The following is a 15747-nucleotide window of genomic DNA, read 5'->3' on the forward strand; positions in this document are numbered from 1 at the left end:
GTAGTCTCTTTTTATATCAAAATTGTATTACATACTTTCGCTTCCATTTTAATTACAATTGTAGTTAGATGGGAGGTGATATAGTATGACAACAATTGATACACGACAAGCATATGTAATGAAAGATGCATTATTTTTTAAGGTTATTGAAGAAATATTAGTTGAAAACAATCTTATTAAAAGTGGCGAGATAGATGAGAGAATGCTGAAATTGCTTGATAAATTCGATTCAACAAGCGAAGCAGATAAGCAAGTTGTTAGAGAAGTAATTTTAGGTACACGTATTAAGTAATTTTTTCAAAGTCGCACTCATCATGAGTTGTGGCTTTTTATTATCTTTATATTTCTTATAATGACAATACATACCATCTATTTTAAGATATAGGTAGATGGGGGGTGTTTATATGTCTAATGAATTAAAAAAGGCTGTAGCAGCATATGAGATTGCGATTGAAGCTAACGCCGCTGTAATGGCTTTGTACAAGTTGGTTGGTGATAAAGTTGAAATTGATCACGAAGAATTTATGAGACTAAGAGAAGAAAATATTGCAATGTTAAAAACAAATTTAAAAATATAATTAAATGATAGTTGTAACAGTTAAAGCGCTCATATACTTGAGTGCTTTTTATTATGCCATGAAGTCCGATGGATGTATCTAATGGACTTTGCGAGTAGAACTATGAATTGTGGAGGGCAAATGAATGACAATCTTTATATCACTATTATCTGGTTCGTTAGGGTTATGCATTGGGATAATCAGCACCAATATATTTTACACAATGGGGTTACGTAAGGTTAGAAATGAATACAACTTTGTTAAGAAAGAGGGATGAACAATGATAGTTCTTATGTGTTATGAAGATAATAATCACTTATTTAAAGTGAAAAGTAATTGTGTTGATGGAATTAGTTGTCCTATTTGTAAAGGTCCTGTTAGGACCACTCAAGTAGATAAAAGAGACCTTGAAAAAATTCCGTTTCACGATGAATCAAAACAATATCAGCACAAAGCAGAGTGCTTATCATGTGGTCACAACGAAACGATATTCCATACTAAAAAGGAATACCAAGAAGTGAGTGTATGTCCTAAGTGTAAAGGTGCATTGGTAGACGTATGGAAGTTACGCAAGTATCAGAACAGCGAGAACATCCTAAATAAAAAGCCAAGTAAATCATTATCCATTTCAGTTGATATGGACACAGACAAAATGCAATTAAAGTTACGAGCAATCGCAAAGCATGTTGGAGCATTAGCTGATGAGTTGGATGCTATTGATAATGCAGATATTGAAAAGCAAAAAGAATTTACAGTATCGATTGGCACTTCAAATAATAAAAACGCTGAGGATATTGCAAATGGTTTGCAGCGTTTATCAACACGATTGCAAGGTATTGAATAATATGGAACCAATCATTGCTAAGTGCAACAAGTCATGCGGTCATAGGTTCTATGTCCAGCACTTCAAGCTAGACAAACTAAATAACAAAGTAGAGAAGACATACTTCAACTGCCCTAATTGTGGACGTGAGTATGTCTGTTTTTATACAGACGAATCAACACGTAAGCTACAGGCAAAGATGCGTAAGCTACACCGCAAGATGAAGTGGGCTGATGGCCATAAGCTAGACCAGCTAAAGCAGGACGAGGCACAGCTAAAGGACACCATAGCGCAGGCCATGGCTAGGGTGAAGCAAGAGGTAGAGCAGCATGAATAGTAAACCTCTACGACCATGCAACAAACCAGGCTGTCCTAACCTAACACGTAATGGATATTGCGAACAACATAAGACATCCAAGACAGACAACAATCGTTACTATGACAAGTACAATCGCAACAAGAAACATGATCAGTTTTATCATTCATCATCATGGATTAAATGCCGTGACTACATCAAGATTCGAGATAACGGTTTGTGCCAGTATTGCCTAAATGAAATGCGAATCACAGTCGGGGTTCTTGTCGACCACATCGTGCCACTAACTGCTGACTGGTCCAAGCGATTGAATGAAAACAATTTACAATTGCTTTGTCAATCTTGTCATAACAAGAAGACGACCGAGGATGTACAGAAGTACGGTAAGAAATAGGGTATCCCCCCTCCATTCAGTTCTCATAGGGCAGGGGCCCCTACACCGGCTGACCGATTTCCTCGCAGAAAAACCCGTTTTTGAATATTTTTTCTGGAAAGCTAAGGAAAATGAAAGTGAGGTGATAGTATGGCAGGTCGAAATAAGCAGCCATTGCAAGTGATTCTAGGGAATGGACGTTCTAAACATTTAACCAAGGATGATATAAAAAAGCGTCAAAAACATGAAGAAAAGATGCGTGGGCCCTCTGAAAACATTGAAATTCCATCGTATTTAACAGCAGCACAAAAGAAGGAATTTGCAGAGATTGCTGAAAAGTTAGTAGCCCTTGAAATTTTCAGCGAGCTTGATGTGGATTCTTTAGCGAGGTATCTGGACTCGAAACATCAGTACTTACAACTGGTTAAAGACATACGAAAAATCAAACCAACAGAGACAGTTGAGCAAGAAAACGGCAAGAAAATTACGATTGCTAATGAGGATTATCCAAAGTTGCAACGAACCAAAAATACATTGTTTAACGAATGTCGTTCTGCAGCTGCTGATCTTGGGCTTACTATTACATCTCGTTTGAAATTAGTCATTCCTTCCCCTTCAACTGTGGAAGGCAAAACCGAGGCCCAGAAGCGATTTGGTGATAGATTATGAATTGGGTTTTAGAACGGGTCTTTAACTACTGTGATGATATTCTAAGTGGGGAAATTAAGGCTAGTATTAAACACAAATGGGCGGTTCAACGCTTTATAAAAGATTATGAGGATTGTCAAAATGATGACTGTCCTTTTTATTTTGATGAAGAAGTGGCCGAGGATTTCTATTGGTGGGCCAATGAGTTTGAACACGTTGAAGGTGTATTAGCTGGTGAAAAGGTTCAACTTAATGACTTTCAACTCTTTATATCTGTAAATATCTTCTGTTTTAAAAAGAAGCGGAACGGAGCTCGTCGTTTCCGTAAGGTTTACATTCAGCTTGCTCGTAAAAATGCTAAGTCTCAGTTTCTAGCGATAGTTGGTTCATACATCGCTTTCCTTGGAGATGAGAAACAGCGTATGTATATTGCTGGATGGCAGAAAGATCAATCAGATGAGGTGTATATTGCTGTTAGAGATGGGATAAATTCCAGTGAGCTGTTGGACGGTAGGTGGAAAGAAGCGTATGGCAAAATTGAAGTCTTCAACAATGGATCCGTCATTGTTCCTTTATCACGCGAAACACGAAAAACAGGGGATGGTAAGAACCCATCAGTAGGAATTGTGGACGAGTACCACAACCACCTTACATCTGAAATTTACGATGTTTTATTATCAGGGATGGTTGCTCGTAAAGAACCACTAATGTTTGTTATCACCACAGCAGGATTTGATTTAAGTAGGCCGTGTTTTGTTGAATACGAATATGTTTCACGCATATTAAATCCTGATGATGATACAGAAAACGATGATTACTTCGGTATCATCTGTGAGCTGGATCCAGGGGATGACATAAAAGATGAGAGTAATTGGATTAAAGCAAACCCTATAGTAGCTACTTATGAAGAAGGTTTAGCATCCATTCGATCAGATTTAAAAACAGCGCTTGATGTTCCTGAAAAAATGAGGTCGTTCTTAACAAAGACTATGAATATATGGGTGGACATGAAAGAAGGGGGCTACATTCCTGCGAATAAGTGGAAGGCAGGTCAAATAGAAGCCTTTGAGGTGAGTGGCCGTGATGTTTATATAGGAGTCGATTTATCAAAGAAGATTGACTTAACTTCAGTAGGTTATGTTATCCCTACAGATTATGGCTACCATGTCGGACAACACTCATTTATGCCTGAAGATGCCCTAGCAGAGCGTAGAGCGAAGGATAAAGTGCCATATGATGTATGGATTGAAGAAGGATGGATGGATGTCACACCAGGCGCTGTAGTTGATTATAGCTTTGTAGAACAATGGATTTTGGATTTCATCAATAATAATGAATTGAATGTAATTCTATTTTGTTACGATCCATACGGAGCCACACAGTTTGCTCAAAATATGGCTAACTATGGGTTAACTATTGTGGAGGTCCGACAAGGATTTCCTACATTATCTGAGCCAACAAAAGAGTTCAGAGATTATGTATATCAGAACAATGAACAACAAAAAAGAATTACTCATGTTGGCGATAAAGTACTGGCTTGGGCTGTCGGGAACGCTATTGCTGAAATGGCAGCCAATGAAAGTATTAAACTATCAAAATCAAAGTCCAGAGAACGAATTGACCCTATTGCAGCAGTAATTACAGCATTTGTACAAGCAAGATTTTCAACAAATGAAAGTGGAGAAGGTAATATCAGCTTTATTTCAATTCATGATTTATAAGGGGGAGGTGAGAAATTGAGATTATGGCAACGTATCAAAACAACAGCATACATGGCATACGCAGGGGCTACTACAGGTTGGAAGGGATCCACATGGGATTTCTCCAATTGGTTTGGACGAACCTTTTGGGGTATCGATAACAGCCAATTAGCAACGAATGAAACAGTTTTCAGCGTTATTAGTCGGCTTGCTAATACAATTTCAGCATTACCTATTAAATTACATCAAAATTACGATGTGATTCAAAATGATATTTCAGATGTACTCATAAATGAACCAAACCAAAATATGAGTAGCTTTGATCTATTAAACGCTTTAGAAGTAAGTAGAAATGAAACAGGTAATGGGTACGCGATTATTTTACGTGATATACGACTACTACCAAATGAAATTGTTCCACTGGATCCATCATGTGTAACTGAATTTATCAATAAAGATGACGGATTGTTGTGGTACCAAGTCCAAGGAGAGCGGGGAACGATGTTTGTAGCAAATACAGACATGGTGCACGTTAAGCATATTCGAGGACCTGCTCGTATTAGAGGTTTATCGCCGTTGAAAGTATTGGCCAATACAATCAAGTACGATAAGGCAGTCCAAGAGTTTTCACTTTCTGAAATGGAGAAAAAGGAATCATTTATTTTGAAGTATGCGGCTAACCTGGATGAAGTCAAAAGAGCTGCAGTAATAGCTGATTTTAGACGTTTTTATCAAGAAAATGGTGGCATTTTAATGCAGGAGCCAGGTGTTGAAATCACCGAAATGAAAAAACAATATTTTGCATCGGATACATTGGCATCAGAGCGGATTACACGCTCAAGGGTAGCCAATGTTTTTAATGTACCTGTGTCCTTCCTTAATGATGTGGAAGGCGGAACAATGGCATCTAATGAACAGTTAATGATTCAATTCGTAAACATGACTTTGTTACCTATCGTAAGACAATACGAACATGAATTTAATCGGAAATTACTTACGAAAGCAGACCGAAAGCAAGGAATGTACTTTAAATTCAACCTTGGAGGTCTTTTGCGAGGCGACACTACAGCGCGAACGAATTTCTATCAAGCTATGTTACGTAGTGGAGCAATGAAGCCGGATGAGGTACGTATGCTAGAAGATTTGGCACCAATGGGCGGCAAGGCAAATGTGCTTTGGATTTCTGGAGACTTATATCCACAAGAAATGGACCCTACATTACGGAAGTCCTCTGCTGCTGCTTCAACTGTGGAAGGAGGTGGGAAAAGTGAATAAAAAACAACAACAAAAGTTTTTTCAAATGAAGGCGTCTACTGATGGGAAATCAGCTGACGTTTTTATTTATGGAGAAATAACTAAGTACGCATGGGAAGAGTATGGAGAGGTGTCTTCTATTACATTCAAGAACGAATTAGATTCGCTTGGCGATGGAATCGAAACTATTAATCTATACATTAATTCTCCTGGTGGCTCTGTATTTGAAGCGATGGCGATTATTGCAATGTTGCAACGACATCCGGCCGACATTATCTCTCATATCGATGGATTAGCTGCTTCTTGTGCGTCAGTATTACCAATGATATCTAAACGTATCGTTATGCCATCCAATGCACTAATGATGATTCATCATGCAATGAGTGGTGCTTGGGGTAATGCTAAACAACTTCGAAAAGCTGCGGATGATGTAGAGCGTATTAGCAAAGCAATGTGCCAACATTATTTGGATCGAGCAGGAGATAAAATGACTGAAGAACAGTTATACGAGATGCTTGAAGAAGATAAATGGCTTACAGCAGAGCAATGTTTGGAATTAGGTCTTTGTGATGAAATCGTTGAAGCCAATCAAGCAGTTGCTTATGCATTTGACGAAAAGTGGGCTAAACAATATCAAAATGTACCACAACAACTTTTACAACCACAACAATCTACACCAGTAATGAGTGTGGAGGAAAAAGCTTTACGCGAAAAGATCATTACGGATTCAAAGGCAAATTTAACTTACTTAAACACAATACTATAAAATTGGAGGTTTTCTATTATGAAAACACAAACAAAAAAGTTCTTAAAATCATTAGAGCAAAAAAATATGATGAAAATGCTTCTACCACTTAATATTCAATTTTTTGCTGGTAAGAAAACAATTTATGAATTAAAACAGGCAATGGCTACAATTGGCCAACAGTTAGCAAAAACAGAAGAAGACTTAGCCGCAAAAGCTATGGACCCAACTGCTTCACTTGATGATATTAAAGCAGCCCAAACTTCCAAAGCTGATTTACAGGCTCGTTTTGACGTAATTAAGCAACAACACGATCAATTAGAAGCTGAACAAGTGGCAAAGTTTGCTCAGCAAAAAGACTTAGGTGGTATCGAAGATCCAAAGCAAAAACGCGCTGAGGCATTCGCTTCATTGGTTCGTTCAACGGTCCGCAATCAACCAATTGATCATGAAGTGTATGCTGCATTGGGTGATAACACAAATCCAGCAACTGGTGGTGAAAAATTCTTACCTAAAACAGTTGCACAAGAAATCATTACTGAACCAATGGTTAAAAATCCAATGCGTGAGTTGATTACGGTTACGAACATTGTCAACCTAGAAATTCCTAAACTGGCGTACACGATCGATGATGATAATTTCATCGCAGATACTGAGACAGCTAAGGAATTAAAGCTAGAAGGTTCAACAGTGACATTTGGTCGCTTTAAGTCCAAAGTATTTGCAGGTGTCTCTGAAACAGTTCTTGCAGGAACACATACAAATTTAGTATCTCACGTAGAAAATTCACTACGTTCTGGCCTTGCTGCTAAAGAAAAGAAAGTACAGTTTGCTGCAACTCCAAAAGCTGGTGAAGAGCACATGAGCTTCTATTCAACACAAAACGGAATCAAAGAAGTAGAAGGTGCGAATCTTTACAAAGCAATTAAAGCGGCTATTGCAGATTTACATGAAGATTACCGAGAAAATGCAAAAATTGTTATGACTTTTGCCGACTACTCAGAAATTATTGAAACATTAGCGAACGGTAATGCAACGTTATACGCTGCGCAGCCAGAGCAAATTTTAGGAAAACCGGTTGTGTTTGTAGATGCGGCAACAAAACCAATTGTAGGCGACTTCTCATATGCTCACTTAAACTACGATTTAAATGTACTTTACGAAACAGATAAAGATGTTAAGACAGGCGTTAATGCGTTCGTTTTAACTGCTTGGTTTGATCACCGCATTAAATTAAAGTCCGCATTCCGTATCGCGAAAGTAACTCCTACTCCTTAATAAAAGGGTAGGGGTTTTAATTTATTGAAAGAAGGTGAACTGATTGTATAAAGTAATTAATCGTTTCAAAGAAACTAACCATGACGACCATATTTATGAGGTAGGCGACAACTATCCAGCCGATGGTAAAAAGCTTGTTAAAGCACGTGCAGAGGCTTTGACGGAAGTCCATGAAGAATACAGAGTAGCATTCCTAAAAGCCGTAGAAGAGCCTAAAAAAGCTCCTACAAAGCAAGCTTCAAAACAGCCTTCCACAGATGAAAAGAGTGATGCTTAATGCCATTACTGGTTGAGCTTAAAGAATATTTACGTATTGATGGGAATGACGAGGATCGTTCCCTTTCTACTATTCTGCAATCATCCATTTTTTATTTGGAGAATGCAGGGGTTAAACAGCCAGACGATTATTATTTGATTGTGGAGGGCAAAGACGTTTTTGCCTTACATCGTTTAGCTATTATGACGCTCGCTACACACTTTTATGAGAATCGTATAGCTATTACGCCTTCCACAATTAAAACAGCACAACAACCTATCCCATACGGCTTACAGTCGATAATTTTACAGCTAAAGTGGGTGAATCCTGATGAACTATCGCAACAACAATAACGCAGGTCGTATGAACAAGCGCGTTACTTTCTTAAATCCACCAGGCACAACTATCAACGGGTGGCCAAGTGAATATTGGACTAAACATGAAACCGTATGGGCGGAATTGAAGACTGCAAAAGGTTACAGATTATTTAGTTCTGATGCTACACAATGGCAAGGGAAATGTGTTATTGGGATACGTTACCGTAAGGATATTACAGAAAGCATGCGTGTTGAAATTGCTGGTAAAACATACGAAATGGATGCACCACCTGTGAATGACAATGGTGATAATCAGTGGCTCACTATCTTTTTAAAAGAGGTGGTTTAGATGAATTTTGAAATACAAGGTATGGACGCTTTAATGCAAAATCTAATGAATTTACCATTAGAAGAGGAAGAGGAAAACAAAGCATTAAATGCAGGGGCAAAAGTAGTCAAAGAAGCTGTTGAGAAAGAAGTGCCAGTAGGAAAATCTAAAAATAAGAAAAATAAATTGAAAAGTAACATTAAAATAAAAAGAGCAAAAGATGGTGAAGCCAAGGTGCACACAGGTAAAGCCTACCATGGCCATATCTTAGAAGGCGGGCGGAGTGCCGGAAGTAAATATGTTACGAAAAAGGGGAAACGTCAGAAAGTAACGTGGGGACCAATTGCACCAAATCCATTCTTTACACGAGGATTTGAATTTAGTAAACCAGGTGCATTAAACGCTATTGCTGATGAGATAAAGAAAGCGAAAAATCTATGATTGATATTTCTGCACATGTCACAAATACTTTGTCCCCACTAAAATTAGATATATTTTTCAACAGTGTTCCAACTGGCTCAACTATACCAAATCAATACATTACATTCTTAGAAATCAATGCAAAGCCAGCTTTAGAGGCGTCTGATCAAGAATATGAAACTGAACGACTAATTCAAATAAACGTTTGGTCAAAACCCAATTACTATCAACTTGTGGAGGACATCAAGCGTTTGATGGAATCAGCTGGCTATGAACGCACATTTGAATACGATGCACCAAAACAAGAAGGCGATTCCCACTTTAATAAAGTGTTGCGATTCGTCTTTTTTGATGAATATTAAATAATAGGAGGTCATGAAAATGGCAGCTACAACGGTAAATGAAAAACCACAAAAAATTAGTTTGAAACGGATCCATTATGCATTAATGACAGATGAACAAACAGAAACATGGGGAGATGTTAAAACATTAACAATGCCAATCTCTTTAACTCTCACACCTAACTTCTCAGAAGCTTCTTTAGATGCTGGGGACCGTGTGGTGGATCAAGAGGCACAAATGGATTCCATTACAATTGCAGGCGAGACTGCTGATTTACCAACAGAGGTTTTAGTTGATTGGTATGGCCACAAGAAATCTGCAGAAGGTGGTATTATCACCAATTCGAACGATTCACCAAATGCTATTGCAATTGGCTTTGAATCAGGATCTAAACTTGTGTGGTTCTATAAAGCTAAATTAAAGCCTGGTGAAGAATCAAATGCTACACGTAAGAAAGGTGAAACAAATTATAAAACATATCCATTTAGTGGTGAAGCATTGCCATTAACAGATGGTAACATCAAACATACAGTAGATACTCGTGACACAGGGGTAACTGCTACTCCCGAAACATTCTTTGCTTCAGTTGCAAAACCGACTGAACCAACAGTACCAACACCTTAAACAGAAGTCCTTTTATAGGGCTTCTTTTCTTTTAATTAAAACTAAAAATAAGTGACTAACGAAAAGGATGGATGAAAAATGCAAATTATATTACGAATTGATAAAAAAGAAAAGACTTTTACAAACGACTTTGTAAAGGCGCGTGTTTTCCGTAACGCATTGAAAATGAATGAAAAAATGCGAAAAGAAGGCAATGAAATTACAGTAGAAACATTTGATGAAATGATCAATTTCGTAGTAAATGTTTTTGACAATCAATTCACTGTGGATGACGTATGGGACGGTTTAGAAGCAGGGCTATTACAAAGTGAAATCATGCGAGTATTCAACAGTGTACTTAATATTGGTGGTCTTGAAGCAACAACGACACCTGATGAGGGAAAGTAAGTGGCCCAACCGCCTATCAAAATATCAAAAAGTTTTATCGTGATTTATTAAAAGCTGGTTACAAACTTCATGAAATAGATGAAATGGATATTCATTTTTGGTTTGAACTATCAAATGAAGATGATGAAGAAATAGAAGAGGTCACAGCCGACGACATCAGTTGGTTGTGATTTTTATTTTTGCCAAGAAGGCGGTGAGAAAATATGGCAAACATAGGGAGTTTAGAAGTCAGTCTTAGTTTAAATGCCTCGAATTTTAACGGTACAGTAGCTCAAGTGAACCGAAACATGAAGGCAATGGGTAGTGAATTACAAGCAATCCGAGCCAGAGGGTCAGAGTATGAAAATTCACTAACTGGTATCTCTCAAAAACAAAATGTATTATCACGTTCATTCGAAGCAGCTTCAATCAAGTTGCAAGAACAGCGACGTAGATATGATGAGTTGGTAGCTAGCGGTACCGCATCGTCAGCTCAAATTGAACGACAGGCCAATGCAGTTAACCAAGCGCAAGCGCAGTACAATCGCCTTGAACGAGAATTAGCAGAGGTTACAGAGCAGTTAAGGATTCAATCATCACAATGGACGCAAACTGGCCAACGCATGCAAGAAGTAGGTAATAAAATATCTGCAGTAGGCGATGGAATGATGAATGTTGGTAAGAAATTATCCATGTATGTCACAGCACCTATTGCAGCTATGGGTGTTGGTGCCTTTAAAGCTGCTTCAGACTTCGAATCAGCATTCGCAGGTGTTCGTAAAACAGTTGATGCAACCGAATCAGAATTTCAATTCTTCTCAGATGAGATCCGAAACATGTCTAAAGAGATTCCTGCTGCTGCTACAGAGATTGCTAAAGTAGCTGAGGCTGCTGGGCAGTTAGGTATTAAAAACGATGCAATTATAGGCTTTACAAGAACCATGACAGACATGGGTGTTGCAACAAATATGTCTGCTGATGAAGCAGCGACTGCGCTTGCGCGGTTTGCAAACATCACGAAGATGTCTCAACAAGACTTTGACAAATTAGGTTCTACAGTTGTAGGACTTGGGAACAATTTTGCGACAACTGAATCTGAGATCATAGAAATGTCTTTACGTCTAGCGGGGGCCGGTGCACAAATTGGTATGTCCGAAGCTGACATTCTAGGTCTTGCTACGGCATTATCTTCAGTTGGTATTCAAGCTGAGATGGGTGGTTCAGCTTTATCTCGTGTAATGGTACGTATGCAGGTAGCAGCAACAACCGGGCTAGGCAAAACGGAAGAACTATCTAAAAAAACAGGTATGTCTTTACGAGAGCTACAAATGCTCGCAGCCAATAACAGCATGGATTTCACCTCTTTAGCTGACTCATTAGGTATGACCAACAAGGAAATGAAAAACATTGTTAATGCGGGGCTTGATTTAGAAAATTTCGCAAAAGTTGCTGGAATGACGAGCAAACAGTTTAAAGAGATGTTTGAGAAGGATGCCGTTGGTGCAATTGGTTCATTTGTAAATGGCTTAGGCAATGCAGAGCAAGCGGGCGAATCAGCCATCAACATGTTACAAGAGATGGGGATCACCGAGATTCTTCTACGTGACTCATTATTACGTGCAGGGAATGCAAATGAGCTTTTTGCTGAATCGATTGACGTTGCAAACCAAGCTTGGGAAGAAAATGTTGCGTTAACTAATGAAGCTGAACAACGCTATAAAACCACCGAATCACAACTTATCATTTTGAAAAATAAGATTACGGATATTGGTATTACACTCGGAAGCATTTTAATTCCAATGGTTTTAAAGGTTGTTGAAATGATTGAACCATGGATTGAAAAATTCGCAAATCTTAGCGAAGGTACTCAAAAAATGATCTTGGTTTTAGGTGGAATTGCCGCAGCTATTGGTCCAGTAATTCTTGTTATTGGTGCATTAGTTTCTAGTATAGGTTCTATTGTTTCAGCTTTCGGAGCAGTAGCTTTAGTTATCGGAGAAGCTGGTGGTTTAGCTGCATTTTTAGCCACGAAATTTGCTTTTTTAGGCACCATCTTTAGTGCACTTACTGGTCCAATCGGTCTCACAGTAATGGCATTAGTAACAGGTGCCATTTTGATTTATAAAAACTGGGAACCTATTAGTGAGTTTTTCGGTGTTTTATCAGAAAAAATGGTATCTGGATTTAATAATGTTTTATCAACTGTAACAGCATTTGGTTCAAAAATGAGTGAAGTGCCAAGTATGATGATGTCTGTTTGGTCTGGGGCTTTAAGCAAAGTAACTGGATTGCTAGATAACTTGAAAGAAAAGTTGTCAATTGTTACTGATGTATTAAATGTAAGTAATGCGATGGATGGACTAAAAATAGCACTAGAAGCAATTGTATCAACGGTGTTGATGTTATTAGGACCATGGGGTATGTTAGCAAATATTATTTTAAAGCTATTTAATCATACGACATTGCTACAAGATGTATTTTCGATGCTTAAAGGTGAGATGTCTCTTGATGAGGTGGCCAATAATTTTTCTAAATCTATAACTGGCATCGTAGAGAATATTTCAAACCTAATTTCTCGTTTTGTAGATATGCTACCTAGCATTATTGATGCAGTTGTAATGATAGTTCCTCGGATAATATTGTTAGCAGCTGATATTGTCACTAAATTAGCTAACAGCATAACGAAAAATCTACCATTGGTGGTAAAAGCAATTACTGGATTGATTGAAACCCTCACGACAACGATTGCCACTTTAATACCTCAACTTGTGGAGGTTGGAGTCTCGATATTAACAAACCTTATTAACGGCATTGTTACAGCATTGCCGATGATAATAAAAGTAGTGACTCAATTAATAGAGACAGTAGTGAGTACATTGACAAAAGTGTTGCCTTTACTGTTGAAAACTGGATTAACAATTGTAGAAACTTTGTTAAATGGTATTGTAACGGCATTGCCCTTAATCATTGAAAGTGCACTAAATATAATCTTATCTCTTGTGGAGGGCATAACAACAGCATTGCCTCAAATTATCACTATAGGTTTAACGGTCATTACCACACTGATTGAAAGTATTATTTCGGCTTTACCGACAATAATAGATGCCGCAATAACAATCCTCATTACTCTTGTCGGGGCATTGATTCTACTTCTGCCTAAAATAATAGAAGCTGGCATACAAATCATTGTTGCATTAGTTGATGGTTTGATAAAAGCCATTCCAGCCATCATTGAAGCCGCATTAACTTTAATTGTGTCTTTAGTTGAAGCATTAATTTTATTACTACCTCAACTGATTGATGCTGGTATAAAAATAGTGGAGGCACTTGTAGAAGGATTAATACAAGTTATACCGCAACTGATCGAGGCTGCTATTACATTGGTTGCTGCTTTAGTAAAAGCAATTATTGATTTACTACCTGAACTTCTAAGTGCTGGTGCTCAATTAATTGTAGCTTTAATAGAAGGTATACTATCGATTTTAGGACAACTATTAAAAGCAGGCGGTACATTAATTTATGAGTTATTGGGCACAATTCTAAGTTTTGTGGGTGACTTACTTGCTGCAGGTGCAACGTTAATAGGGAAATTAATATCTGGAATACTATCTTTACTTGGTGACATTATTGGTGCAGGTGCGAAACTTATTACTAGTCTCATTGAGAATATATTGAGTTTTACGAAAGACTTACTATCAGCGGGTAAAGATTTAGTTAAGTCTTTGATAGACGGTGTAGTTAATAAGACGACAGATATGATTGGTGTTGGTAAAGATCTAGTCAGTGGCCTAATAAGCGGTATAAATCAAATGGGTAAAGATGCAATAGAAGCAATTACAGGTGTTGTGGATGGTGTTATTAAAAAAGCAAAAGATTTATTAGGTATCAAATCGCCATCAAGAGTGTTTAAGCAAATCGGCTTGTGGACAGGCGAAGGTATGGCTATCGGTTTAAATGAATCAAGCCCTAAAGTCAATCAGGCCATGTCTAATATAGGAGACGGCATTCTTGCAGTTTCTAAAAATTATCAAAAAGAATACTCAAATCTTGTTGATGAGTTTAATAAGAAGAACGAGGATAAAAATGATAAGACTTTAGAAAAAATCTACAAGATCAGAAATAATGCTGCTAAAAAGAAACGCGCTTTAACTCAAAAAGAACTGCAAGATATTGCTATATTAGAAGCTTCATATAGGGACAAAAAGATTAAGGCTGACCAAGACTTCAATAAAAAATACAAAGCACTTGTTGAAAAGTCTGAGAAGGAATATCTAGAAGTCATCAAAAGCTATATTGCCGATAAAAAATCCTTAGATGAAATGTCCTTAATCGAAGAAGCAGCTATATGGGAACAATCAATAGAGTTGTTTGCAGAAGGCTCGAAAGAACGTATCTCAGCTCAGAAGGAATATCAAAAATCTGTTGAAGTGATTAATAAAGAACTTGTCGCAATTAATAAAGACTATCAGGGCCAAATGCAAAAGATCAATGATGATTTGATTAAGCAGGAAAATGACCTCACTAAAGCATATCAAGATGAATTCAATAAGCGTCAATCTTCCTTGATGTCATTCGCTGGACTGTTTGATGAGTTCAAAGTTGAAGTTAAAAATAGTGGTACTGAATTACTTAGCAATTTACAGTCACAAGTTGACGGTTTTAAACAGTGGCAAGATGAGTTTGCAAAGCTTGCATCAAGAAACATAGATGCTGATCTGTTGGCAGAATTAAGTGACTTAGGGGTTAAGGCTCTTCCAGAACTAATGGCCCTTAATCAACTGACAGATGAACAGTTAACGCAATACAGTGCGCTGTATCAAGAAAAAGCAGCATTAGCGAGAGAACAAACTGAAGCTGAATTAGCAGGTATGAAAGAAGATACTGACAAGCAGATTCTTGCTTTACGTGAAGCTGCTGTAAAACAGCTAAATATTTTAAAAGCTGAATGGGGCTACAAAATTAAAGAGCTCACAAGCACTACAGCAACCGAACTATCATCCCTACAACAAATTGGGGCAGATGCTGGACAAGGGCTTCTAAACGGTTTAGCAAGCATGGAAGGGCCGTTAATTTCTAAAGCCCAGCAAATAGCCAACTCTATTTCAAGCACTATTCAACAAGCATTAGACATCCACAGTCCTTCACGTGTGATGCGAGGCTTTGGTGTAAACATTGGCCAAGGATTAGTGTTAGGGATGGATGACATGGTGAACAAAGTTGCAGATGCTTCTAGACGATTAGCTTCATCTGTGGAGGACAATGCACCACTTTCTAGTGGTAATAGGGGCAATGTTGATAACTCAAAACACTTTAAACCATCCGTGGTCATCCACACTAATGATAGTGGAGCTCGCGAGATGGAGCGTACTTTACGTCGTATGCAGTTTGCATTTTAGGAGG

18 protein-coding genes are annotated in these 15747 nt (G+C 38.0%); all 18 read left to right on the plus strand.

Annotated features, from left to right (window positions below):
* Positions 1–85: 85 nt before the first annotated feature.
* Positions 86–292, plus strand: a complete 207-nt coding sequence (locus PI85_RS09600) for a hypothetical protein (protein WP_036123223.1) — start codon at positions 86–88, stop codon at positions 290–292.
* A gap of 112 nt (positions 293–404) precedes the next feature.
* Positions 405–578, plus strand: a complete 174-nt coding sequence (locus tag PI85_RS24425; RefSeq protein ID WP_158499499.1) for a hypothetical protein — start codon at positions 405–407, stop codon at positions 576–578.
* A 259-nt stretch (positions 579–837) separates the two neighbouring features.
* Positions 838–1401, plus strand: coding sequence for a hypothetical protein (locus tag PI85_RS23585; protein WP_052323508.1), 564 nt, complete (start codon positions 838–840; stop codon positions 1399–1401).
* A 1-nt stretch (position 1402) separates the two neighbouring features.
* The gene (locus PI85_RS23590; protein ID WP_052323509.1) at positions 1403–1717 is read left to right on the plus strand and encodes a hypothetical protein; all 315 of its coding nucleotides are present in this window, start codon (positions 1403–1405) and stop codon (positions 1715–1717) included.
* Positions 1710–2090 carry an HNH endonuclease gene (locus PI85_RS09615; protein WP_036123225.1) on the plus strand — a complete coding sequence of 127 codons (381 nt, stop codon included), beginning with the start codon at positions 1710–1712 and terminating at the stop codon, positions 2088–2090. Before PI85_RS23590 ends, PI85_RS09615 begins: the two co-directional genes overlap by 8 nt.
* 129 nt (positions 2091–2219) lie before the next feature.
* Complete coding sequence (locus PI85_RS09620) at positions 2220–2738, plus strand: phage terminase small subunit P27 family (protein WP_036123229.1); 519 nt, start codon at positions 2220–2222, stop codon at positions 2736–2738.
* Positions 2735–4438, plus strand: a complete 1704-nt coding sequence (locus PI85_RS09625; protein WP_036123232.1) for a terminase large subunit — start codon at positions 2735–2737, stop codon at positions 4436–4438. Before PI85_RS09620 ends, PI85_RS09625 begins: the two co-directional genes overlap by 4 nt.
* Before the next feature lie 15 nt (positions 4439–4453).
* Entirely contained in the window at positions 4454–5692 is a 1239-nt protein-coding gene (locus tag PI85_RS09630) for a phage portal protein (protein ID WP_369794250.1), read from the plus strand.
* Positions 5685–6437, plus strand: a complete 753-nt coding sequence (locus tag PI85_RS09635; protein WP_036123236.1) for a head maturation protease, ClpP-related — start codon at positions 5685–5687, stop codon at positions 6435–6437. Before PI85_RS09630 ends, PI85_RS09635 begins: the two co-directional genes overlap by 8 nt.
* 66 nt (positions 6438–6503) lie before the next feature.
* On the plus strand, positions 6504–7694 hold the full coding sequence (locus tag PI85_RS09640; protein ID WP_036127608.1) for a phage major capsid protein: 1191 nt from the start codon (positions 6504–6506) through the stop codon (positions 7692–7694).
* Positions 7695–7737: 43 nt separating this feature from the next.
* Positions 7738–7971, plus strand: a complete 234-nt coding sequence (locus PI85_RS09645; RefSeq protein ID WP_036123237.1) for a hypothetical protein — start codon at positions 7738–7740, stop codon at positions 7969–7971.
* Complete coding sequence (locus PI85_RS23595; protein ID WP_052323510.1) at positions 7971–8303, plus strand: head-tail connector protein; 333 nt, start codon at positions 7971–7973, stop codon at positions 8301–8303. Before PI85_RS09645 ends, PI85_RS23595 begins: the two co-directional genes overlap by 1 nt.
* Positions 8281–8616 carry a phage head closure protein gene (locus PI85_RS09655; protein WP_036123239.1) on the plus strand — a complete coding sequence of 112 codons (336 nt, stop codon included), beginning with the start codon at positions 8281–8283 and terminating at the stop codon, positions 8614–8616. The genes PI85_RS23595 and PI85_RS09655 overlap by 23 nt, the downstream gene beginning before the upstream one ends.
* On the plus strand, positions 8617–9036 hold the full coding sequence (locus PI85_RS09660; RefSeq protein WP_036123242.1) for an HK97-gp10 family putative phage morphogenesis protein: 420 nt from the start codon (positions 8617–8619) through the stop codon (positions 9034–9036).
* Positions 9033–9377: a hypothetical protein gene (locus PI85_RS09665; protein WP_052323511.1), complete on the plus strand. Its 345-nt coding sequence runs from the start codon at positions 9033–9035 to the stop codon at positions 9375–9377. Before PI85_RS09660 ends, PI85_RS09665 begins: the two co-directional genes overlap by 4 nt.
* 19 nt (positions 9378–9396) lie before the next feature.
* A complete protein-coding gene (locus PI85_RS09670) occupies positions 9397–9981 on the plus strand; it encodes a major tail protein (protein WP_036123246.1) in 585 nt (194 codons plus the stop codon).
* A 78-nt stretch (positions 9982–10059) separates the two neighbouring features.
* Complete coding sequence (gpG, locus tag PI85_RS09675) at positions 10060–10368, plus strand: phage tail assembly chaperone G (protein ID WP_036123249.1); 309 nt, start codon at positions 10060–10062, stop codon at positions 10366–10368.
* A 203-nt stretch (positions 10369–10571) separates the two neighbouring features.
* Positions 10572–15743, plus strand: a complete 5172-nt coding sequence (locus tag PI85_RS23600; RefSeq protein WP_052323512.1) for a phage tail tape measure protein — start codon at positions 10572–10574, stop codon at positions 15741–15743.
* Positions 15744–15747 lie beyond the last annotated feature (4 nt).

Origin of the sequence: Lysinibacillus sp. A1 (assembly GCF_000801965.1) — a bacterium.
GTDB lineage: Bacteria > Bacillota > Bacilli > Bacillales_A > Planococcaceae > Lysinibacillus > Lysinibacillus fusiformis.